The sequence below is a fragment of the Acidovorax sp. LjRoot117 genome (assembly GCF_964252695.1).
In the GTDB taxonomy this organism is placed as follows: Bacteria; Pseudomonadota; Gammaproteobacteria; order Burkholderiales; family Burkholderiaceae_C; genus Acidovorax.
Map to the genome: position 1 here is coordinate 481,975 of NZ_CAXUPO020000002.1, position 21,852 is coordinate 503,826.

Consider the following 21,852-nt stretch of genomic DNA (forward strand, 5'->3'; position numbering starts at 1 on the left):
ATCAGGCTTTGTTCTTGTTGTAGACGTCAACGAGCACGGCAGCCAGCAGCACCACACCCTTGATCACCTGCTGGTAGTCGATGCCGATGCCCAGGATGGACATGCCGTTGTTCATCACGCCCATCACGAACGCGCCGATCACCGCACCCATCACCTTGCCCACACCGCCCGAGGCAGACGCACCGCCGATGAAGCAGGCCGCGATCACATCGAGCTCGAAGCCCAGGCCCGCCTTGGGCGTGGCGGTGTTCAGACGCGCGGCGAACACCAGGCCCGCCAGCGCCGCCAGCACGCCCATGTTGACGAAGGCGTAGAACGACAGCCGTTCGGTCTTGATGCCCGAGAGCTTGGCCGCCTTTTCGTTGCCGCCCATGGCGTAGATGCGCCGGCCGATGGTGGTGCGGCTGGTGATGAAGTCGAACAGCACGATCAGCAGCGCCATCACGATGAGCACATTGGGCAGGCCCTTGTACGAGGCCAGCAGGTAGCTGAAGTAGATGAGCAGTGCGGCAAACACCGCGGTGCGTGCCAGGAAGAATGCGGTGGGCTCCACATGCACGCCGTGGCGCAGCCGGTTGGCCCGGGCGCGCAGGCCGGCCACCACCAGCGCGGCCGCCACGGCCACGCCCAGCAGCAGCGATGTGAGCTTGAGCCCCTCCACGCTGAACAGGTCGGGCATGAAGCCCGAGCTCAGCATCTGGAACGCTTCAGGAAAGGGGCCCACCGACTGCCCGGCCAGCAGCGCCAGCGCTAGGCCCTTGAAGACCAGCATGCCGGCCAGCGTGACGATGAACGAAGGAATGCGCGAGAACGCCACGAACCAGCCCTGCACCGCACCGATGAGGCCGCCGCAGGCCAGGCAGGCCAGCGTGGCGGGCACGAAGTGCCACTGGTACTGCACCATCAGCACCGCAGCCAGCGCGCCGATGAAGCCGCACACGGAGCCCACCGACAGGTCGATGTGCCCCGCCACGATCACCAGCAGCATGCCCAGCGCCATGATGACGATGTAGCTGTTTTGCAGCACCAGGTTGGTGAGGTTGAGCGGCTGCATCAGCGTGCCGTCCGTCATGTACTGGAAGAAGCCCATGATGGCGACCAGCGTGATGAGCATGCCGTACTCGCGCAGGTTGTGCTTGGCGTGGTCCAGCAGCGAACGGGTGGGGCGCGCGGGCGCACCCGGTGCAGGCGCGGCCGAGGCCGTGGGGGAGGGATTGGTCATCTGGCTCATGGTTGTTATGCGTTGCGCTGCGGGTGGCTGTCTGATGCGGAGGGATTGGCGCTGGCGCTGGCGCTGGCATTGGCGCGGTCCAGGCCAGAGCCGCCGTGCAAGGGCCGCCCCGCCGCACGGGCGGCGTCCCCCTCGGGGGGGATGGCGCGAAGCGACTCAGGGGGGGCAGCCACTATCACGCGCATGATCTTTTCCTGCGACGCCTCGGCGGTCGGCATCTCGGCCACGAAGCGCCCCTCGTTCATCACGTACAGGCGGTCGGTGATGCCCAGCAGCTCGGGCATCTCCGACGAGATCACGATCACGCACTTGCCCTCGGCCGCCAGTTGGGCGATCAGGGTGTAGATCTCGTACTTGGCGCCCACGTCGATGCCGCGGGTGGGCTCGTCGAGGATGAGCACCTCGGGGTTGGTGAAGAGCCATTTGCTCAGCACCACCTTCTGCTGGTTGCCGCCCGAGAGATTCAGCGTCTTCTGGTCCACGCCCGAGCAGCGGATGCGCAGCTTCTCGCGGTAGTCCTGTGCCACGCGGTGCTCCTGCCCGCCGTCGATCACGGTGGCGGTGGAGACGCCGCCCAGGTTGGCCAGCGACACGTTGAACTGGATGTCCTCGCTCAGCACCAGGCCGTTGCCCTTGCGGTCTTCGGTCACGTAGGCCAGGCCATGCGCCACGGCCTTTTCCACGGTGCTCACATCGATGGGGCGGCCGTGCAGCAGCACCTGGCCGCTGATGCGCTCGCCCCACGAGCGGCCGAAGATGCTCATGGCCAGCTCGGTGCGGCCTGCGCCCATCAGGCCGGCAATGCCCACGATCTCGCCCTTGCGCACCTGCAGGTTCACGCCCTTGATGAAGGCGCGGTCGGGGCGCTGGGGGTGCCAGGCGTGCCAGTCGCGCACCTCGAACACGGTCTCGCCGATGCGGGGCTCGCGCGGCGGGTAGCGGTCGGCCATCTCGCGGCCGACCATGGCCTTGATCACGCGATCTTCGCTCACGGGCGCTGCGCCACAGTCCATCGTCTCGACGGTGCTGCCGTCGCGCAGCACGGTGATGGAGTCGGCCACGCGCGAGATTTCGTTGAGCTTGTGCGAGATCAGGATGCAGGTGATGCCCTGGGCCTTGAGTTCCAGCAGCAGGTCCAGCAGCGCCTGGCTGTCGTTCTCGTTCAGGCTGGCGGTGGGCTCGTCCAGGATCAACAGGCGCACCTGGCGCGACAGCGCCTTGGCGATCTCCACCAGCTGCTGCTTGCCCACGCCCAGGTGCGTGACCAGCGTCTCGGGGGATTCGCGCAGGCCCACCTTGTGCAGCAGCGCCTGCGTCTTGCTGTGCGCGGCCATCCAGTCGATCACGCCGTAGCGCGCGGTCTCGTTGCCCAGGAAGATGTTTTCGGCGATGGAGAGCAAAGGCACCAGCGCCAGCTCCTGGTGGATGATGATCACGCCCAGGTGTTCGCTGTCGCGGATGCCGCCGAACTGGCGTTCCTCGCCGTCGTAGACGATCTCGCCGCTGTAGCTGCCGTGCGGGTACACGCCGGACAGCACCTTCATCAGCGTGGACTTGCCCGCGCCGTTCTCGCCGACGATGGCATGGATCTCACCGGCCTTCACGCGCAGGTTCACCTGGTTCAGGGCCACCACACCGGGGAAGGTTTTGCGGATGTTCCGCATTTCAAGAAGCATGGACTGACTAGGCTCGTACAGGGGGCCGTCTGGGGCCCTGAAAGTCTTGCTGCCGGGTGGTGTCCCGGCAGCGAGGCATGGCGTGGAGCGTTTCACAAAACTCAGCGCAGCGGTTCTGGCTAGGCGCTGGGTCGCAGGCAGTACGCCAGTACGACAAGACCCGGCAACGACGCCAGAAGAGTTTTTGAGACGCTCTGCACTACTTGATCTGCGATTCCTTGTAGTAGCCGCTACCCACCAGGATGGCGTTCCAGTTGGATGCATCGACCGACACGGGCTTGAGCAGGTACGAGGGCACCACCTTCACGCCGTTGTTGTAGGTCTTGGTGTCGTTGATCTCGGGCTGCTTGCCCGACAGCGTGGCGTCCACCATGTTGGCGGCCACCTTGGCCAGCTCGCGCGTGTCCTTGAACACGGTGGAGTACTGCTCGCCCTTCAGGATGGACTTGACCGATGGCACCTCGGCGTCCTGGCCGCTGACCACGGGGCAGGGCTGCTGGGCCGTGCAGTAGCCCACGCCCTTCAAGGACGACAGGATGCCGATGGACAGGCCGTCGTAGGGCGACAGCACCGCATGCACCTTCTCCTTGCCGTAGTAGGCCGACAGCAGGTTGTCCATGCGCGCCTGGGCGACCGAGCCGTCCCAGCGCAGCGTGCCCACCTTGTTCATGCCCGTCTGCTTGCTGCGCACCACCAGCTTGCCGCTGTCGATGTACGGCTGCAGCACGCTCATCGCGCCGTCGTAGAAGAAGAAGGCGTTGTTGTCGTCGGGCGAACCGCCGAAGAGTTCGATGTTGAACGGGCCTTTGCCCTGCTTGACGCCGAGCTTGTCCACGATGGACGTGGCCTGCAGCACGCCGACCTGGAAGTTGTCGAACGTGGCGTAGTAGTCCACGTTCTTCGAGCCCTTGATCAGGCGGTCGTACGCGATGACCTTCACGCCTTTGTCGGCCGCGTTCTGGAGTACGCGCGAGAGCGTGGTGCCGTCGATGGAGGCGATCACCAGCACCTTGGCGCCCTTGGTGATCATGTTCTCGATCTGGGCCAGCTGGTTGGGGATGTCGTCGTCCGCGTACTGCAGGTCGGTCTTGTAGCCGCGCTCCTTGAGCACCTTGACCATGTTGTCGCCGTCGGCGATCCAGCGCGACGAGGACTTGGTGGGCATCGAGATGCCGATGCTGCCCTTGTCCTGGGCCGATGCCACCGACGTGGCGCCGATGGCTGCGAGCGCCACGGTGGCCAGCACGGCCTTGAAAATTGCACGCTTCATTTGTTGTCGTCTCCTGTTGTGAATCTTTTGCTTTAAGGGATGCCAGTGGCGTCATGGCCTTTGCAACTGGCGCGGCCCAAGGCCAGTGCTACCGCGCAAGGGCCGCCACGCAGCGAACGCTGCGTTTCACTTGCGGGCGCTGGTGGCGTCCCCCTCAGGGGGAAGACGCCGCAGGCGGCTCAGGGGGGTCAATACTTGCGGTTAGGAAATTCTTTCGCCGCGACCTCCATCGGGAAGATGCCTTCTTCCGTCACGATGCGCTTTTGCACCGTCTTGCCGGCCTTGATGTCCTTGACCGCGCTCATCAGCTGCGGGCCCAGCAGGGGGCTGCACTCCACGCTCACGTTGAGCTTGCCGGCGATCATGGCTTCGAAGGCGCCCTTGACCGCGTCGATGGAGATGATGGTGATGTCCTTGGCGGGCTTCATGCCGGCCTCTTCGATGGCCTGGATCGCGCCGATGGCCATGTCGTCGTTGTGCGCGTACAGCACGTTGATCTTCTTGCCCTCGGCCTTGAGGAAGGCTTCCATCACTTCCTTGCCCTTGGCGCGGGTGAAGTCGCCGGTCTGCGAGCGCAGGATCTTGAACTTGGGGTCCGCCTTGATGACTTCCTCGAAGCCCTTCTTGCGGTCGATGGCGGGAGCCGAGCCCACGGTGCCCTGCAGCTCGACGATGTTGACGTCGCCCTTTTGGTCCTTCATCTTCTCGACCAGCCAGCGGCCGGCCTTGCGGCCTTCTTCCACGAAGTCCGAGCCCATGAAGGTCACGTAGAGCGAGGTGTCCTTGACGTTGACGGAGCGGTCGGTCAGCACCACGGGGATCTTCGCGGCCTTGGCTTCGCGCAGCACGGGCTCCCAGCCGGACTCGACCACGGGCGAGAACGCGATCACGTCCACCTTCTGCGCGATGAACGAGCGAATGGCCTTGATCTGGTTCTCCTGCTTTTGCCGGGCGTCCGAGAACTTCAGTTCGATGCCGGCCTCCTTGGCGGCCGACTTGATGGATTCGGTGTTGGCGGTGCGCCATTCGCTTTCGGCGCCGACCTGGCTGAAGCCCAGGACGATGGGCTTTTGTGCCCAGGCGGCCGAAGGCAGCAGCGCGGCCACGGGGCTGGCTGCGAGGGCTATGGCAAGGGTGCGGCGGTTCAGTTTCATCATCATTTGTCTCCTGGTTTCTTTAATGGTTGGTTGATGACAGCGTTGCGGGATCGATCGTGCGTCTTTTTCTCGGCTCTCTTGACTCTTCGGTGACTCTTCTTTGACTCTGTTTGATTCGTTCAGGCCAGCATGTAGCCGGTCTTGACGGTGGTGTAGAACTCGGCGGCGTAGCGGCCCTGCTCGCGCGCTCCGTAGCTCGACTCCTTGCGCCCGCCGAAGGGCACGTGAAAGTCCACGCCCGCCGTGGGCAGGTTGACCATGGTCATGCCCACCGCCGCGTTGCGCTTGAAGTGCATGGCGTGCTTGAGCGATGTGGTGCAGATGCCCGCGCACAGGCCGTAAGGCGTGTCATTGGCCAGCGACAGCGCGTGGTCGTAGTCGTCGGCGCGCAGCACGCAGGCCACGGGGCCGAAGATTTCCTCGCGGGCGATGCGGTGCTCGGGCCGCGCCAGGAAGAGGGCGGGGCTCATGTAGTGGCCGGGCGTGGCGCGCTCGATGCGCTCGCCGCCCCACACATGCTCGGCCCCTTCGGTGCGGGCGATATCGACGTAGCTGAGGTTCTGATCGAGCTGGGTGCTGTCCACCACCGGGCCCATTTCAATGCCGCGCTCCAGCGCATTGCCGACCTTGAGCGCGGTGAGCCGCTCGCGCAGGCGGCCCACGAAGGCGTCGTGCGCGCGCGCTTCCACGATCAGGCGGCTTGACGCCGTGCAGCGCTGGCCGGTGGAGAAGTACGAGCCCTGCAGCGCGCAGTCCACCGCCTGCTCCAGGTCGGCATCGGCCAGCACGATCAGCGGGTTCTTGCCGCCCATCTCCAGCTGCACCTTGGCGCGCCGTGCCGAGGCCGAGCGCAGGATGCGGTCGCCGGTGGCCACGGAGCCGGTGAAGCTCAGCGCGTTGACCAGCGGGTGGTCCACCAGGGTCTGGCCGACCTCGCGGCCGCTGCCCATGACGAGGTTGAAGGCACCGGCGGGCAGGCCGCTGCGGCTGATGATCTCGGCCAGCGCCCAGCCACAGGCGGGTACCAGCTCGGCCGGCTTGAAGACCACCGTGTTGCCGTAGGCCAGGGCCGGGGCGATCTTCCAGGCCGGGATGGCAAACGGAAAATTCCACGGCGCGATGATGCCCACCACACCCACGGGTTCGCGGGTGACGTCCACCTGCACGCCCTGGCGAACTGAAGCCATCAGCTCGCCCTGGATGCGCAGTGCTTCGCCTGCGAAGAACTTGAAGATCTGCCCGCTGCGCGCGACCTCGGCGATGGCCTCGGGCAGGGTCTTGCCCTCTTCGCGGGCCAGCAGCGTGCCCAGGGCCTCCTTGCGGGCCAGCAGTTCGCTGCCGATCATGTCCAGCACGTCGGCGCGGCGCTGCGGGTTGCTCTGGCTCCAGCTGGGCAGGGCATCGGCGGCGGCCCGCACGGCCAGTTCGGTCTGGTTGCGGTCCGCACGGGCGTATTCGGCCACCACTTCGCGGGTGTCCGATGGGTTGGTGCTGACGCCGGTGGTGGTGCCGATTTCCCATCGGCCGTTGATCAGGTGCCGGGGGTTCTGCTGCATGTCGCCGAACTTCATGGGGGTCTTTAAGAGCCGTTGTGACTGTTGCGGCGAAGTCTATGGATGATTTTGATATCAATCCAATCATTTTTTCGTCAAAATACATATCGATAACCGCATTCTGGAAAACCCCAGCCACCACGCCTCGCGGCGCCCCTCCCCATGAGTACCTACAACCATTGGTTCATCCGCGCCCGCCTCAAGACGCGCCAGCTGCTGCTGCTGGTGGCGCTGGCCGAGGAGGGCAACATCCACCGCGCGGCCCAGGTGCTGAGCATGACGCAGCCTGCGGCGTCCAAGCTGCTCAAGGACCTGGAGGATGTGCTGGAGGTGCCCCTGTTCGAGCGCCTGCCCCGCGGCATGCGCCCCACCTGGTACGGCGAGACCATGATCCGCCACGCGCGCATGGCGCTGGCCAATTTGAACCAGGCGCACGACGAGATCGGCGCGCTCAAGCGGGGCCACTACGGCCAGGTGGGCATCGGCGCGATCACCTCGCCGGGCCTGAGCCTGCTGCCGGCGGCGGTAGCGCTGGTCAAGCAGGAGCACCCGAGCCTGCGCATTTCGCTGGACATCGAAACCAGCCCGGTGCTGCTGGAGCGCCTGGACCAGGGCAAGCTCGACATCGTGGTGGGGCGCCTGTATGAAGAGCACGACAAGAGCAACCTGCGCTATGAGCCGCTGACCGAGGAGCTGGTCTGCGCCATTACCCGGCCGGGGCATCCGTTGTCGAGCATGAGCGGGCTGACGCTGCGCGATGTGCTGTCGGCCAGCTGGATCGTGCCGCCCGCGGGGAGTGTGCTGCGGCACCGGTTCGACCTGATGTTCCAGCAGGATGGCCTGGCGCCGCCGGTGAATGTGGTGGAGACAGCGGCCCTGTTGTTCATGACGCGGATGCTGCAGCAGAGCGACATGGTGGCGGTGGTGGGGGCGGATGTGGCGCATTACTACGCGTCGCATGGGATCGTGGCGGTCTTGCCGATGGCGATGCCTTGCCATATGGATGCGTTCGGGATCATCACGCGGACGGATCGGTTGTTGTCGCCGGCGGCGAAGGTGATGATGAGGGCGTTGAAGCAGACGAGTCTGGTGCAGTATGGGAGGAAGCTGGAGGTGGGTGAGTGAGGGGCGTTGTGTGCGCTCACCGGCCGTTCGGGCTGAGCCTGTCGAAGCTTTTGTACGTCATCACTGTCCGGTCGGGTTGAGCTTGTCGAAACCTGGGCGCATCGATCCACGCCCGTTCGGGTTGAGCCTGTCGAAACCTTGCCCGTCCGCAACTCCATCCCTTCGGGTTGAGCTTGTTGAAACCTGGGCGCTGCTCGCGAGCTCGCTGGTTTGAGAGGTGTGCCTGTGTTGAGGGCGGGAGCCGGGGTGCGCGCCCGGCGGCGCGGTAACTTTCTCTTGGTTCGCCAAGAGAAAGTCACCAAAGAGAAGGCGACCCCAAGTCTGCGACCCCTTCGCTGCGCTACGGGGCAAACCTGCGTCGGGGCGGTTGCGGGGTGCGCCGCAGAACTCACTGCGCTGCTTTGCAGCTACGTTCAAACAACTGCGGCGAGCTAGAGCACGAAGCATGCGCGCTCCGACGCGCATGCCACCCCGCAACCGCCCCGCCGCAGGCGCAGCCACAGGGGGTGGACAGCCGAACAGCCACACGGGCCATCGCGTTGCTCGGCCCCGAACGCGCAGGCGCTTCGCGCCGCGACCGCCAGGCCGAGCGCAGCGATGGCCCGTGTGGATGTTCTCTCCCCCCATCCCCATCCCTTCAGGATGCGCCGAGGAGCGCAGGGCGTGGGGTGAGCGTGTGCCGAAGGACACACGCATCGTGAACTGACTCGCTGCGGATGTTTGAGCGTAGCGCGGCAGCGCGCAGCGAGTTCCGCAGCGCACCCCACGACCGAGCACCGCAGGTTGCCCCACTCGCCCGCAGGGCGAGTGGGGACGCAGGCTGTAGGGTCGCCCTTTCTTTGGTGACTTTCTTTCGGCGACGCGAAAGAAAGTTACTCGCACGCCGGGCGACTCCCGGCCTCCGCCCTCAACAAAGGCATGCTGCCCATCAGCGAGCCTGCGAGCAGCGCCCAGGTTTCGACAGGCTCAACCCGAACGGCTGTGGGTCGCTGCGCCCAGGTTTCGACAGGCTCAACCCGAACGGCTGTGGGTCGCTGCGCCCAGGTTTCGACAGGCTCAACCCGAACGGCTGTGGGTCGCAGCGCCCAGGTTTCGACAAGCTCAACCTGAACGGGCGAGGGTGACACTAGACCCACCCAGCATCCACCTTGAACTCCTGCGCCGTACACATCGCCGCATCATCCGACGCCAGAAACAACACCATCCGCGCAATGTCATGCGGCCGCAGCTTGTCCGGCAAACACTGATTCCGCGCAATCTCCTCCTCGCCCTTCGCATCCAGCCACAGCTTGATCTGCCGCTCCGTCATCACCCACCCCGGCGACACGGTATTGATGCGGATCCGGTCCTGCCCCAAGCTCTTGGCCAGCCCGCGCGTAAGCCCGTTCACCGACGACTTCGCAATCGCATAGCAGGGGTAGCCCGTGCCCTTGCCCTGCCAACCGGTAGAGCCCAGATTGATCACCGACCCACCCCCCAGCCTGCGCATGCCCGGCACCGCCGCCTGAATGGCAAAGAATGCGGGCCGTTCGTTGATGGCCATGCGCTCGTCGTAGTACGCCGGCGTCACCGACTCGAGCGTATGGCGGTCATCGCTGGCCACGTTGTTCACCAGCGTGTGGAAGTCGCCCAGCTCCGTGGCGGCGTCCTGGATGGCGGCGCGCAGGGCGTCGATGTCGCGCACGTCGCACACGCGCCACCAGGGGCGGGCGAATCCGGCGTCTGCCAGTTGCTGTGCCAGGTCTTCGCTGGCCTGCCGGGCCACGTCGACAAAAGCGACACGTGCGCCTTGCTGGGCGAACGCGGCCACGATGGCGGCGCCGATGCCGCTGCCGCCGCCGGTGACAAACACCGAGCGCCCGCGCAGGCTGGGAAAGAGCGACAGGCCGTCGGGCAGCAGGGCCGATGCCCCCGGGACGGCAGCTGTGGGGGTCGAATTTGATGACATATCAATATTGGTATCGATGGATGATAAAAATATAAATTACAGGCATCAGTTTGCGTTGATAAGATGCCGACCGTCAAGAGCCCTGCAGCAGACAGGGCCAAAAACAATCACCGGAGACAACGCGTGAGCCAGCTCAATATGTCCACCGCCGCGCCACAGGCTGCGGCTTTCTCAGTGCCCACCATCGGCACGGTGCGCTGCGTGCAGGCGCTGGAGTCGGAACTGGGCGAGGGCCTGATGTGGTCCGTGCGCGAACAGGCGCTGTACTGGGTGGACATCCTCGCGCGGCACCTGCACCGCTGGGACCCGGCGAGCGACGCATACCGGCGCTGGACCTTTGCCGAAGAAATCTCTGCCCTGGCCGAGCGCGCCCATGCGCCGGGCCTCATCGTGACGCTGCGCCGGGGTTTCGCCCTCTTCGACCCGGCCGCCGATGAACAGCCCCGCTACGTGCACCAGCCCGAAATGGAGCGCGCGGGAAACCGCTTCAACGACGGCAAGTGCGATGCGCAAGGGCGCTTCTGGGCGGGCTCCATGGACTTTGCGTGCGAGGCCCCCGCGGGCGCCCTGTACCGCTACGACCCCGATGGCCGCTGCACCCGCCATGACGACGGTTTTGCCGTGACGAATGGCCCCACGTGGTCGGGCACGGGGCAGGGCCTGGCGATGTACTTCAACGACACCGTGCAAGGCTGCACCTACCGCTACGACACCGACCCCGCGACGGGCACCTTGACGAACAAGATGCTGTGGATGCGCTGGCTGCCCGAGGACGGCGTGCCCGACGGCATGACCACGGATGCGCAGGGGCGGCTGTGGATTGCGCACTGGGGCGGCTCGTGCGTGACCTGCCACGACCCGGTGACGGGGGCCGAGTTGGGCCGCGTGGCCTTGCCGGTGAGCCAGGTCACCAACTGCGCCTTCGGCGGGGCCGACTTGCGCACGCTGTTCATCACCTCGGCGCGCGGGGGCCTGACGCCTGCGCAGCTGGCGGCCGAGCCGCTGGCCGGGGCGCTGTTCGCCGTGTCCGTGGACAGCGCGGGCTTGCCCGCCCACCTGTTCGGCGGTTGACCGAGGCGGCGGCGCGCAGCCCTGCACCCCACCGCATCGCATCGCATCGCGCAGCATGGCAAGCGGGCCGCAGTTCCCCTGCCTTGCCTTGTGCACCCTTCAACGTCTCCATTTCAAGAAAGCCTGCCCATGACCGAAGCCACGCACCCCATCGTCTGGCTCCACCACGCCAACCAGCACCTGGGGCTGGTTCCCACCCTGGGCGGCAGCGTCGCGGCCTGGCAGGTCGATGACCCGCGCGGGACGCCCGAGCGCATCGACCTGTGGCGACGCTGGGACGGCCAGACCCCTGACCTGTACAAGCTGGCATCGTTCGCGATGGTGCCCTGGTCCAACCGCATCAGCGGCGGCGGGTTCTCGCACGGCGGACAGTTCCATGCCATGCAGCCCAACCGCGCTGGCGAGCCGTACCCCATCCATGGCGACGGCTGGCTGCAGCCCTGGGCCATCAGCCAACCGGCCAGCGACACGCTGGAGATGGCGCTGCGCTCCGAGCGCTTCGACGGCAACCCGTACGACTACGACTGCGTGCAGACCTTTCGCCTGGTGGATGGGGGCCTGGACCAGAGCCTGCGGGTGCGGCACCTGGGCACCCGGCCGATGCCGTATGGCCTGGGCCTGCATCCGTGGTTCCCGCGCACACCGGCCACGCGCATCACTGCCCCGGTGGAAGCCGTGTGGCTCAGCGGCAGCGACCCGATACCGACCCAGCACACCACGCAGTTTCCCGACAGCTGGAACCTGAGCGAGGGCATCCCTGCGAACGGCAGCCTGATCGACAACGCCTACACCGGCTGGGGCGGCACGGCCCGCATCGAGTGGCCCGAGCGCGGTTTGCAACTGACGGCCCGCATGCCGGACTTCGAACGGGACGGTGGCGCGTCGGAACACTACTGCCTGATCTACCGCCCGCCGCAGGGCCCCGCGTTCTGCTTCGAGCCCATCACCCAGCCCATCGACGCGTTCCACCAGCCCGGGCAGCCGGGACTGCGGACGTTGGCGCAGGGGGAGTCGCTGGAGTTGAAGGTGCAGTGGCGCTACGAATCGATGCCGGGTTGAAGCGGGGCTGCAACCCGAAGTTCAGATCAAAATTGCCTGCTACCGCTTGACCAGAAAGCGCTGGCAGCTATTGATTTTGTAGCGAACGTACTCGGGCACAGTCACAGTCACCGTCACCGTCACAGCACCTGAAATCCATGGGTGCCATCGCGCCCCAGTTGCGCGACCAGGCCAAACTCCCAATCCAAATACGCCTGCATGGCTTCGCGCGGGCTCTCCGTGCCTTCGTACGGCCGGCGGTAGCGGTCGATGCGGGGGGAGGCCAGGCGCGTCTCGCCGTGTTCCAGCGGCAGGCCCTGGGCGATCCAGGCCAGCGTGCCGCCTTCCAGCACCAGGACCTCAGCACCGCCCGTCAAACGCTCCAGGTCCTTCGCCGCGAACTTGGCCAGCAGGCTGCTGCCGCAGGTCAGCACGTAGCGCTGCGCCTTCGGAATGGACTGCAAGGCCTGCGCCAGCTGCGAGCGGATCACAAACCACGCGCCCGGGATGTGGCGCAGGGTGTAGTTGGCGCTGGTGGTCAGGTCCAGCACGGCGGTGTGGCCGGGGCTTTCGTCTTTCAGCCAGGCAGCCAGTTGCGCGGGCGTGGTCCAGCGGATGGGGCCTTCGGGCTCGGGCACGGCGTTGGCCACGGCACCGGTTTCAGTGAAGTCGGCAGGCTGCGCGCCGTCCAGCACCCACACCTCCCAGCCCATCTGCGCCAGCCACGATGCGCTCATGTTGGCGCGCACGCCGTCGTCGTCCACCAGCACCAGCCGCGCGCCGCGCACCGCGGCCGTGTGGTCGGTCTCCTGCACCAGCTGGCCGCCGGGGGCGTTGCGAAAGCCCGGCAGGTGGCCCGCGGCAAACTCTTCGGGTGTGCGCACGTCCAGCAGGTAGGTGGTGCGCCGGGCCTCGGTCGCAAAGCGGGCCAGGTCGGCGGCCTGCGCGCGCTGCACACGGGCGCGGTCGGCCACGTTGCGGGCCTGTGCGGGGGCGCGGGTGCGGTCGGCATGCACGGCGGGGTCGAAGCGGCGCGTGGCGCCGCGCTCCAGCGTTTGTCCGGCCAGCAGCCAGCCGATGGTGCCGTTGCGCAATGCGGCCACGGGGTTGGGGATGCCCGCGTTCACCAGCGACTGCGTGCCGATGATGCTGCGCGTGCGGCCCGCGCAGTTCACGATGATCTGCGTGGCCGGGTTGGGCGCGAGCGCCTGCGCGCGCAGCACCAGCTCGGCGCCGGGCACGCTCACGCCGGTGGGAATGTTCATGGTGTGGTACTCGTCGTAGCGGCGCGCGTCCAGCACCACCACGTCGGCCTGGGCGTCGATGAGCGCCTGCACTTCTTCAGCCGCCAGCGAGGGCGTGTGGCGCTCGGCCTCCACCAGTTCGCCGAAGGACTTGCTGGGCACGTTCACGTCGATGAACAGCTCGCCCCCCGCGTCGCGCCAGCCCTGCAGGCCGCGTGCGAGCAGGCTCACCTCTGTGTAGCCCAGCGCCTGCAGCGTGCGCGCAGCAGGTTCGGCCAGGCCCTCGCCATCGTCGTAGACCACGATGAAGGTGTCGCGGCGCGGTATGCGCGCGAACGCCTCCAGCTCGATCTTGCTGGCGGGCAGGTTGGCGGCGAACAGCGGGTGGCCCTGGGCGAAGGGGTCTTCCTCGCGCACGTCGAGCAGGGCGATTTCACGGCGGGCGAGCAGGGCCTCGCGGACCTGGAGGACGGATGTCTGGGGCAGGGCGGGAGCGGTCATGGGCAAAGTCTTGGAAGGCTGGATCTGTGCTGGAAGGTCAGGCGGCAGCGGCGGGGTTGCGGGACAGGTCCCAGATATTGGGCAGCGTGGCGTTGCTGTAGCCGGAGATGAACGGCTTGGCCGTACCGTCTTCCAGGTACACGCTGCGCTGCACGGCGCCGATGTTGGCGCCATACACGTGGATGCTGATGGACGTCTGGCCCTCCCACGCGTTGTTCACCCGGTGCACGTCGCCGATGGTGGGGGACACGGCATCCACGTCACCGGGATGAAGGCGGTGCGGCGAGCCCTGGGGCGCCCAGCGGCCGTCGGCGGTGCGGGCAAAAGCCTGCGAGTCCTCGGACCCGCGCAGCATGCCGATCAGGCCCCACACCGTGTGGTCGTGGATGGGGGTGGCCTGGCCGGGCCCCCACACGAAGCTCACCACCGAGAAACGGCCGAGCGCATCGGCATGCAGCAGGTACTGCTGGTAGCGCTCGGGGCTGGGCTGCGCATAGGCAGCGGGCAGCCAGTCGTCGTGTGCCACCAGTGCGCCCAGCAGCGCGCCGCCGCGTGCCAGGAGGTCGGGCTCGGGCGGCGCGCTGTCCACCAGGGCGGCCAGTTGCTGCACGAAGTGGCGCAGGCGGGCGGTGTCGGGGGCTGCGGGCGTCGCGGTGGACGCGGGCAGCGGCAGGGCGGTAGAGGCGACGGCATTCATGGGTGGTATTGCACCAGCGCCGGGCATCGGGGTGTGCGGAATCTTTTGCATATGCATCTCCGTTTTTCTTCGTTCTCTTTGCGGGCCGCGCCGTCTTCAATGCGGGCAGTGCGGTGCGGATCACCGTGGTCTTATTCATTACACGAGGTGCAGAGCATGAACGACAAGGGCCCTATTCTGGGGGGAGCAGGCACGCAGTGGTCGCGCCGGCAGTTGCTGCGCGTGGCCGGTGGCGCCAGCGTGGTGGCAGCGTCCGGCGTGGTGGGCAGCCAGGTGCTGGCGGCCGGCAAGCTGCGCGAGGTGAAGCTGGCCTGGAACGCCAACGCGATCTGCCTGTCGGCCGCGCCCGTGGCGGTGGAGCGCGGCATTTTTGAAAAGCACGGCCTCAAGGTCGAGCTCATCAACTTTGCGGGCTCCACCGACCAGTTGCTGGAGACCATCGCCACGTCCAAGGCCGATGCCGGCGTGGGCATGATCCACCGCTGGATCAAGCCGCTGGAGTCGGGCTTCGATGTGAAGCTGGTGGGCAGCTCGCACGGCGGCTGCTCGCGCCTGGTGGGGTATGAGGCGGCGGGCGTGACCAGCCTGCAAAAGCTCAAGGGCAAGACCATTGCCGTGTCGGACCTCAACAGCCCGGGCAAGAACTTCTTTGCCGTGCTGCTGACCAAGGCCGGCCTCCACCCCGAAAAAGACGTGACCTGGCGCCAATTCCCCGGCGACATGCTGGGCCTGGCCGTGGAAAAAGGCGAGGCCCAGGCCATTGCCGACGGGGACCCCAACCTGCTGCTCATCCAGCGCCGCACCAAGGGCCTGGTGGACCTGGCCTCGAACCTGTCGGGCGAGTACGCCGCCAAGACCTGCTGCGTGCTGGGCGTGAGCGGCGCCATGGTGCGCAACGACAAGGGCACGGCAGCGGCGCTCACGCGCGCCATCATCGAGGCGTCGGACTTCGTGGCCGACAACCCCAACGAGACCGCGCGCATTTTCAGTCCGTATTCCAAAGTGCCGCAGGAAGACCTGCGCGCCGTGCTGGGCACGCTCACGCACCGCAGCCACCCGGTGGGCACGGCACTGCGCCAGGAGATCGAGTTCTATGCGCGCGACTTCAAGCTGGTGAACGTGCTCAAGCCCTCGACCGACCCGGCACGCTTTGCGGCGCACGTGCACGCAGACGTGCTGGCTTAGCAGGGAGCACCCCGCTGAGTCGCTGCGCGTCGGCCCTTGCCCGGCTGCCCTGGCATGGGCCGCGCCCATATCGCACCGCTGCAGCGAAGAAGCATTCACCGTGATGAACCCACACCACTGGACCTGACATGAGCACTGTTGCCGACCAAATCCTGGGCGCACCACCGGGCATCAGCCCCAAGCCATCGCCACCACCCCTGCCTGCGCCCGGCGCATCACCGCGTGCCTCCATCAGTGCCCGGCCTGCCGCCGTGCCCGACTTCAAGGCGGCCCATGCCTTCCAGCGTTTCTGGTGGACAGGGCTGGCCGCCGCCGTGGCCTGGGCGGCGCTGGCCGTGCTGACCTATGTCTGGCCCAACAAGCCGGCGGGTTTCAGCGAATGGGCGTTTACCGAAGAGTTCGCAGCCGGTGCGGCAGTCATTGCGTTGGCGCTGGCGGTGGTGGCTTTGGTGCCCCGCGTGCTGGGTGCGGTGGGCCAGCGGCTGCGGCCTGCAGGCCCTTGGCTGGTGGCCATTGCCGTCGGTCTGGCGGTATGGGAGGTCTTCACCGCCAAGCTGGGCACGCTGCCGCCGCCATTCTTTGCGCCGCCGCAAAGCCTGGTCGAGGTGTACGTGACCGACTGGGCGCGGCTGCTGGAAAGCGCCGTGGCCTCCGTCCGCCTGCTGGCGCTGGGCATCGCCATTGGCGCTGTGGCGGGCTTCGTCACCGGTGTGTTGATCGGCTGGTCGCGCCAGGCCAGCTACTGGATCCATCCGGTGCTGCGCATCCTGGGCCCGGTGCCCACCACCGCACTGTTGCCAGTGAGCTTCTACTTCTTTCCGTCCAGCTGGTCCACCGCCATCTTTCTGATCGCGCTGGGCACGGCCTTTCCGGTGGCCATCCTCACCTGGTCGGGCGTGGCGGGGGTGCACAAGAACTACTACGACGTGGCACGCACCCTGGGCGCATCGCCCTGGTTCCTGGTGCTGCGCGTGGCCATTCCGGCAGCGCTGCCGCAGGTGTTCGTGGGCCTGTTCATGGGCCTCGGGGCCGCGTTCTCCACGCTGGTGGTGGCCGAGATGCTGGGTGTGAAGGCGGGCCTGGGCTGGTACCTGACCTGGGCGCAGGGCTGGGCGGCATACCCCAACATGTATGCGGCGCTCATCGTGATGGCGCTGCTGTTCTCCAGCGTGATCACGCTGCTGTTCGTGCTGCGCGACCGCGTGCTGTCGTGGCAAAAAGGGGTGGTGAAATGGTGAGTTCCGTGGCAACCCCCGCCGTGCCGGAGGGTGCACGCATCGACGTGCCTGCAGGTCAAGGCGCACGCATCGATGTGCCCGAAATTAAAGGCGCACGGATAGACGTGCGCAATGTCAGCCACTGGTTCGACCTGCCCGCCGGCCCGCTGCATGTCATCGACGAGCTGGACTTGTCGATTGCGCCCGGCGAATTCGTCGCGCTGCTGGGCCCCAGCGGCTGCGGCAAGAGCACGCTGCTGCGCCTGGTGGCGGGTCTGGAGCCCGCCACCACCGGCGAGCTGCTGCAGGACGGCGTACCCATCACCGAGCCCGACCCGTCGCGCATCGTGGTGTTCCAGGATCCCACGCTCTTCCCGTGGCGCACGGTGTGGGACAACGTGGCCCTGGGCCTGCAGGCGCGGGGCATCCTCAAGGCGCAGCGCCACCGGGTGGACGAAGCCCTGGCCCTGGTCGGCCTGCAGGACTTTGCCAAGGCCTTTCCGCACCAGCTGTCGGGCGGCATGGCGCAGCGCGTGGCGCTGGCGCGTGCGCTGGTCAACGACCCCAGCCTGCTGGTGCTGGATGAACCCCTGGGCAAGCTCGACTCGCTCACGCGGCTGACGATGCAGACCGAGCTGGTGCAGCTGTGGCAGCGCACGGGGTTCTCGGCCCTGCTGGTCACGCACGATGTGGAAGAGGCGCTCTTCATGGCGCAGCGCGTGGTGGTCTTCTCCGACCGGCCGGCCCGTGTGAAGCAGGTGCTGGTCAACGACCTGCCGTACCCGCGCCACCGCGGCGACCCGCGCCTGGCCGCACTGCGCCACGAGGCGCTGGCGCTGCTGGGGCTGGACGCGAGCTGGTAACCACGGAGCGCCGGTTTTTCCCCTTGTCTCCTGATCTGTTGAACGGCCTGCTCGAAGGCCTGCATGCCGCGCAGCAGGGCCTGCGCGCGCTGCTGCACCTGCTGGGCCTGGCGCCCGATGTCCATGGACAGCCGGCCTGGCCACTCGCCCACCGCATCGCCGCGGAGATGCTGGTGGTGGACGCCGGCCATGCCCGGCGCGTGCTGCTGTCGCTGCTGTGCGCGGGCACCGCGGTGTTGGCCCTGGGGCTGTCGCTGCCCTGGCGGCGCGCCCGCGTGCCGCTGTGGGCCGCTGCCATCGCGCTCTTGGTGCTGGCCCCGTGGCCGCAGGCACACCTGCTGCTGGCGCCTGCCGTGCCCACCAGCCTGCACCAGTCACCCACCGGCTTTGAAGCCACCGGCATCGTGCGCGGGCAGGCGGTGTACCAGCAGCACTGCGTGCGCTGCCACGGCACCGATGGGCGCGGTGAAGGCCCGGACGCCGCGCAACTGGCGCAGTGGCCCCCCAACCTGAACGGCGCGCTGCTGTGGAAGCGGCTGGACGGAGAACTCTTCTGGCGTGTGCGCGAAGGCATGCACAACCGCGCCGGTGTGGTGACCATGCCCGGCGTGGGCGATGCGCTGCGCGACGATCAGATCTGGGAGGTGCTGGAGTACCTGCAGGCCCATGCGGCCGGGCAGATGCTGCGCGAGTCAGGCACCTGGGACCGCCCTGTGCGCCTGCCGGCCATGGCCGTGGCATGCCGCCAGGGGCGGGTTCGCCACAGCCGTGACCTGGCAGGCCAGCGCGTGCGCGTGGTGGCCGCATCACAGGGTGCGCCTGCCGTGGCCGATGACCCGCGCCTGGTCACGCTGGTCGCGGGTCTGCCCGCGGGGGCCGATGCCGAGTGCCAGCCGCAGGGCGGCCCAGATGCGATGGCTGCCACCCAGCAGGCATTGGCCCTGGTGCTGGGCGTGCCGACCGCAGAACTGCCGGGCTACCAGCTCATCGTCGACCGTGCAGGCTGGCTGCGCGCCCGGGGTGCGCCCGGCCAGGCGGCGTGGTCGGAGGACGACCTGGTCTGCCGCTCCAGCGCGGCGGCAGCGCCTGGTGACGGTTCGCCAGCAAGCCGTGGCGGCAGCGCTGCGGCGCCAGAGGTGGATGGACTGCAGGCACTCATTCGCCGCATGGATGCAGAGCCGGTGCGGCTGCTGCGGGGCGGTTTTCCGCATTGACCTGTGGTGGCGCAGCTGCTGGTGCTGCTGCTGCTGCTGCGTCGGCGCGGCCTGCGCCTCTGGGCTACGGGCTGACTTCTGGATGCGCGTCCTGCGGCCAGGTTACCGAGGCGCAGGCGGTGCCGGGTCCACTGCAGGCGGAGGTGGTGCCAGGTTGTGAAGCATTGCCATCGCCAGCGTTTCGTACAAAGGCCGCGCCAGCATGCGCGAGACCAGGCTGGCCAGCATCGCTGCAGCCATGAGGCTGAGCACCATGGCATGGCCGTCCACCATCTCCATGACGATGATGAACGCCGTGAGCGGGGCCTGCGTGACCGCCGCGAGGAAGGCTGCCATGCCCATCGCGATGAGGGCAGGGCCGATGTCCGAGCCCAGCAGCACCGACACGTTGTGCCCCACGCCCGCGCCGATGGACAGTGACGGCGCGAAGATGCCGCCCGGCACGCCCAGCCAGGCCGACAGCCACGTGGCGATGAACTTGAGGGTGACGTAGAGGGCCGGTACGTCGGCCTGCCCGGCCAGCATGTGCTTGACCGCCTCGGACCCGGCGCCGAAGGTGGCGCCACCGGTGACCAGGCCGATGACGGCCACCACCAGGGCGCCGCACGCGGCAAAACGCAGCGGAAAGCGCGCCCGCAGCCGGGACATGCGCTCGGTACGGCCGGTGAGCGACGCCGCCAGCAGCTTGGCGAACAGACCGCCCAGCACGCCGCAGGCCAGGGCGACGGCCAGGCCGGGCACCAGCGCGTCCCAATCCAGGCGCGGTACCTGGATGCGGCCGAAGTAGCTCAGGTTGCCGAACACCGAGACGCCCATCAGCCCCGCCAGCACGATGGCCGTGATGATCACGCCGCTGCTGCGCGATTCCATCTTGCGCGACAGCTCCTCGATGGCGAACACCACGCCCGCCAGCGGCGCATTGAACGCCGCCGCAATGCCGGCGGCCCCGCCCGCCACCAGCAGCGCATGGGCCGTGATGCCCGAGCGCGGGTCGAACCACCGCCGCGCATGGTGCATCACGCCCGCTGCCACCTGCACCGACGGCCCCTCGCGCCCGATGGACAGGCCCGCCAGAAAACCGGCGCTGGCCAGCACGATCTTGGCGAACGACAGCCACAGCGAGACAAAGCGCCCGCGCTGGTTCGCGTCGAGCGCAGGCTCCAGGGCCGTCATCACCTGCGGGATGCCCGAGCCCGCCGCACCCGGCGCCCAGCGCCGCGTGGCCCACACGACCGCGACGGTGACGGCCGGCATCCACACCAGCACAGCCCAGCCGCCGCGCCAGTGGTAGATGTGCATGAACAGCTCGAACGCGGCATCGGCCATCAGCGTGAAGGCCACCACGCACAGTCCGGCCGCGCACGCACAGGCCAGCACGATGGTGCGGTCCAGCCAGCGCCGGCCGTTCTTCAGTTCTTCACGGACATTCGCAAGGAAGTTGGGCTCTTGGTTCATCGGCGTTGAAAGCATGCAATTGCCATGCCGCGCAAGGCGGGCGGGGAGGGCTCGTGCGTATTCCGGGCGCAACTGAACACTGAGTCCATTTCGATCTGACCACTCCGCCGGCACCGATGACAGGCCGCCAGCCAGCCTGTCCAGACGCTCCTCTACGGCACAATTCGGCCAGAAACTGTCATTCGTTTGCACCGCTCAACTAGGCCTGGAGCGGACGTTTGAACACATAGGTGCATGGCAACTGATGGCAAAACGCAACCCATAACATGAGTGAAAAGCTACCCAACCTCGAAGACGCTATTCGCGTTCACTTTGCACCACTCCTTCGCCAAGAAGGATTCAAAGGGGCAGGACGAACGTTCCGTCGTGTCGTTGACGACACGGTCCACGTCGTCAATGTGCAAGGTTTCTATTACGGGGGACGATTTGCCGTGAATCTCGGGGTGCAGCCCTTGGGATTGCCATACACAGGCGGCGGGACAGTTGACCCGAAGAAAGTCACTCATGAAAAGTGCGAGTTTAGAGACCGCCTCGCAGAAGGGAATTCGGTGGGCGAGTGGGACCACGACGGAACGAGCGAAAGCATGGCTGCCGCAGTCACGAATGCCGCAGGGGTTTTTCAACGGAGCGGGGTTCCTTTTTTTTCCCAGTTCTCCGGACCTACGTCGCTCCTTCTAACTTTGCAACCCGGAGCCGACATCGACGCGCTCGGACGCTATAGCTTTGGAAGCAGCATTCGCATAGCCTACGCAATGGCCCGTTTGCGCAAATTGCAATGCCGTCTGGATGAGTCTGCTAAGTTCGCGCAGTGGGCTCTTGCCCAAGGCTCGGCTCCGCCTTTTGAAGGGCATGCCGAGCTGCTGACACTTTCTACTCAGGCATAGCCTTGTCTGAGCTTTGCTTTGGCATAAGTCAGACGTCAGTCTGAGTAGTTGCTCCGCCACTTCATTTAAAGCGTCGGACAGTCAGGTTGTGAAGTTCCATTTTCGATAGAGCGCGACGCCTACAACTCGCAGAGGCGTAAGACCGTTCTGGGCAAGTGCGAATTTTTCAAATGGGCCCATAGCGGGCGTGAGGCGCGCTCGACAGCAGTCATTCAGCGAAGAATTCTCAACTGCGCATTGTCGCGATCCAGTGCGCGCTTGCCCCATCACGTACAACGCAGTGTCCGGCACCCCCTGTCATTGGTCCAGCGAAGTTCTCCCACCACCAAAGCTCGTCGCCCGGAAGAATTTCCACTTTGAACGCAACTCAACGATTCAGCCACTGGGGACTGATTTCGACACCGTAATGCGCTGCTTTTACCTTTAGCTGGTTCTCTGCCTCGTCAACTTATATGCGACGTTTGCAAAACTCCAATGGCGGAAATGGCTTCTTGGTCATCCTGATGAATTGTCACTGCGACAG

Annotated in this window: 17 protein-coding genes; 8 read left to right on the forward strand and 9 right to left on the reverse strand. The window is 66.8% G+C overall.

Going from position 1 to position 21,852, the window contains the following annotated elements; translation table 11 throughout:
* Position 1 precedes the first annotated feature (1 nt).
* The 5 genes from mmsB to ACSQ3D_RS07590 all read right to left on the reverse strand — a co-directional run bounded on the left by mmsB (position 2) and on the right by ACSQ3D_RS07590 (position 6,905).
* Positions 2-1,231 (reverse strand): multiple monosaccharide ABC transporter permease, encoded by a 1,230-nt coding sequence (gene mmsB, locus ACSQ3D_RS07570; protein WP_436126449.1) that lies wholly within the window; start codon positions 1,229-1,231, stop codon positions 2-4.
* 5 nt (positions 1,232-1,236) lie between these two features.
* Entirely contained in the window at positions 1,237-2,907 is a 1,671-nt protein-coding gene (mmsA, locus tag ACSQ3D_RS07575) for a multiple monosaccharide ABC transporter ATP-binding protein (protein ID WP_436126450.1), read from the reverse strand.
* 199 nt (positions 2,908-3,106) lie between these two features.
* Positions 3,107-4,177, reverse strand: a complete 1,071-nt coding sequence (chvE, locus tag ACSQ3D_RS07580) for a multiple monosaccharide ABC transporter substrate-binding protein (RefSeq protein ID WP_436126451.1) — start codon at positions 4,175-4,177, stop codon at positions 3,107-3,109.
* 188 nt (positions 4,178-4,365) lie between these two features.
* Positions 4,366-5,331: an ABC transporter substrate-binding protein gene (locus ACSQ3D_RS07585; protein WP_436126726.1), complete on the reverse strand. Its 966-nt coding sequence runs from the start codon at positions 5,329-5,331 to the stop codon at positions 4,366-4,368.
* A 122-nt stretch (positions 5,332-5,453) separates the two neighbouring features.
* Complete coding sequence (locus tag ACSQ3D_RS07590; RefSeq protein ID WP_436126452.1) at positions 5,454-6,905, reverse strand: aldehyde dehydrogenase family protein; 1,452 nt, start codon at positions 6,903-6,905, stop codon at positions 5,454-5,456.
* A 144-nt stretch (positions 6,906-7,049) separates the two neighbouring features.
* Here ACSQ3D_RS07590 and ACSQ3D_RS07595 point away from each other — a divergent pair, with 144 nt between their 5' ends.
* A complete protein-coding gene (locus ACSQ3D_RS07595) occupies positions 7,050-8,012 on the forward strand; it encodes a LysR family transcriptional regulator (RefSeq protein WP_056168290.1) in 963 nt (320 codons plus the stop codon).
* A gap of 1,126 nt (positions 8,013-9,138) precedes the next feature.
* Here ACSQ3D_RS07595 and ACSQ3D_RS07600 read toward each other — a convergent pair.
* Positions 9,139-9,960 (reverse strand): SDR family NAD(P)-dependent oxidoreductase, encoded by an 822-nt coding sequence (locus tag ACSQ3D_RS07600; RefSeq protein ID WP_436126453.1) that lies wholly within the window; start codon positions 9,958-9,960, stop codon positions 9,139-9,141.
* 138 nt (positions 9,961-10,098) lie between these two features.
* Between ACSQ3D_RS07600 and ACSQ3D_RS07605 the strand changes: the two genes are divergently transcribed.
* Entirely contained in the window at positions 10,099-11,031 is a 933-nt protein-coding gene (locus tag ACSQ3D_RS07605; protein ID WP_436126727.1) for an SMP-30/gluconolactonase/LRE family protein, read from the forward strand.
* 129 nt (positions 11,032-11,160) lie between these two features.
* A complete protein-coding gene (locus ACSQ3D_RS07610) occupies positions 11,161-12,090 on the forward strand; it encodes an aldose 1-epimerase (RefSeq protein ID WP_436126454.1) in 930 nt (309 codons plus the stop codon).
* Positions 12,091-12,209: 119 nt separating this feature from the next.
* On the opposite strand, the gene ACSQ3D_RS07615 is transcribed toward ACSQ3D_RS07610, so the two are convergent.
* A complete protein-coding gene (locus ACSQ3D_RS07615; protein WP_436126455.1) occupies positions 12,210-13,814 on the reverse strand; it encodes a rhodanese homology domain-containing protein in 1,605 nt (534 codons plus the stop codon).
* Between the two features lie 37 nt (positions 13,815-13,851).
* The gene (locus tag ACSQ3D_RS07620) at positions 13,852-14,511 is read right to left on the reverse strand and encodes a cysteine dioxygenase (protein ID WP_396505854.1); all 660 of its coding nucleotides are present in this window, start codon (positions 14,509-14,511) and stop codon (positions 13,852-13,854) included.
* 156 nt (positions 14,512-14,667) lie between these two features.
* Here ACSQ3D_RS07620 and ACSQ3D_RS07625 point away from each other — a divergent pair, with 156 nt between their 5' ends.
* From ACSQ3D_RS07625 to ACSQ3D_RS07640, 4 genes are all read left to right on the forward strand, one after another.
* Complete coding sequence (locus ACSQ3D_RS07625) at positions 14,668-15,696, forward strand: ABC transporter substrate-binding protein (RefSeq protein WP_396505856.1); 1,029 nt, start codon at positions 14,668-14,670, stop codon at positions 15,694-15,696.
* 128 nt (positions 15,697-15,824) lie between these two features.
* Positions 15,825-16,934, forward strand: coding sequence for an ABC transporter permease (locus ACSQ3D_RS07630; RefSeq protein WP_436126456.1), 1,110 nt, complete (start codon positions 15,825-15,827; stop codon positions 16,932-16,934).
* Positions 16,928-17,776, forward strand: a complete 849-nt coding sequence (locus tag ACSQ3D_RS07635; RefSeq protein WP_436126457.1) for an ABC transporter ATP-binding protein — start codon at positions 16,928-16,930, stop codon at positions 17,774-17,776. Before ACSQ3D_RS07630 ends, ACSQ3D_RS07635 begins: the two co-directional genes overlap by 7 nt.
* A 23-nt stretch (positions 17,777-17,799) precedes the next feature.
* On the forward strand, positions 17,800-18,990 hold the full coding sequence (locus tag ACSQ3D_RS07640) for a c-type cytochrome (protein WP_436126458.1): 1,191 nt from the start codon (positions 17,800-17,802) through the stop codon (positions 18,988-18,990).
* A 102-nt stretch (positions 18,991-19,092) separates the two neighbouring features.
* Here ACSQ3D_RS07640 and ACSQ3D_RS07645 read toward each other — a convergent pair whose 3' ends face one another.
* Complete coding sequence (locus tag ACSQ3D_RS07645) at positions 19,093-20,445, reverse strand: chloride channel protein (RefSeq protein ID WP_056412705.1); 1,353 nt, start codon at positions 20,443-20,445, stop codon at positions 19,093-19,095.
* A 266-nt stretch (positions 20,446-20,711) separates the two neighbouring features.
* Here ACSQ3D_RS07645 and ACSQ3D_RS07650 point away from each other — a divergent pair, with 266 nt between their 5' ends.
* Positions 20,712-21,329, forward strand: a complete 618-nt coding sequence (locus ACSQ3D_RS07650; protein WP_436126459.1) for a DUF4304 domain-containing protein — start codon at positions 20,712-20,714, stop codon at positions 21,327-21,329.
* Positions 21,330-21,852 lie beyond the last annotated feature (523 nt).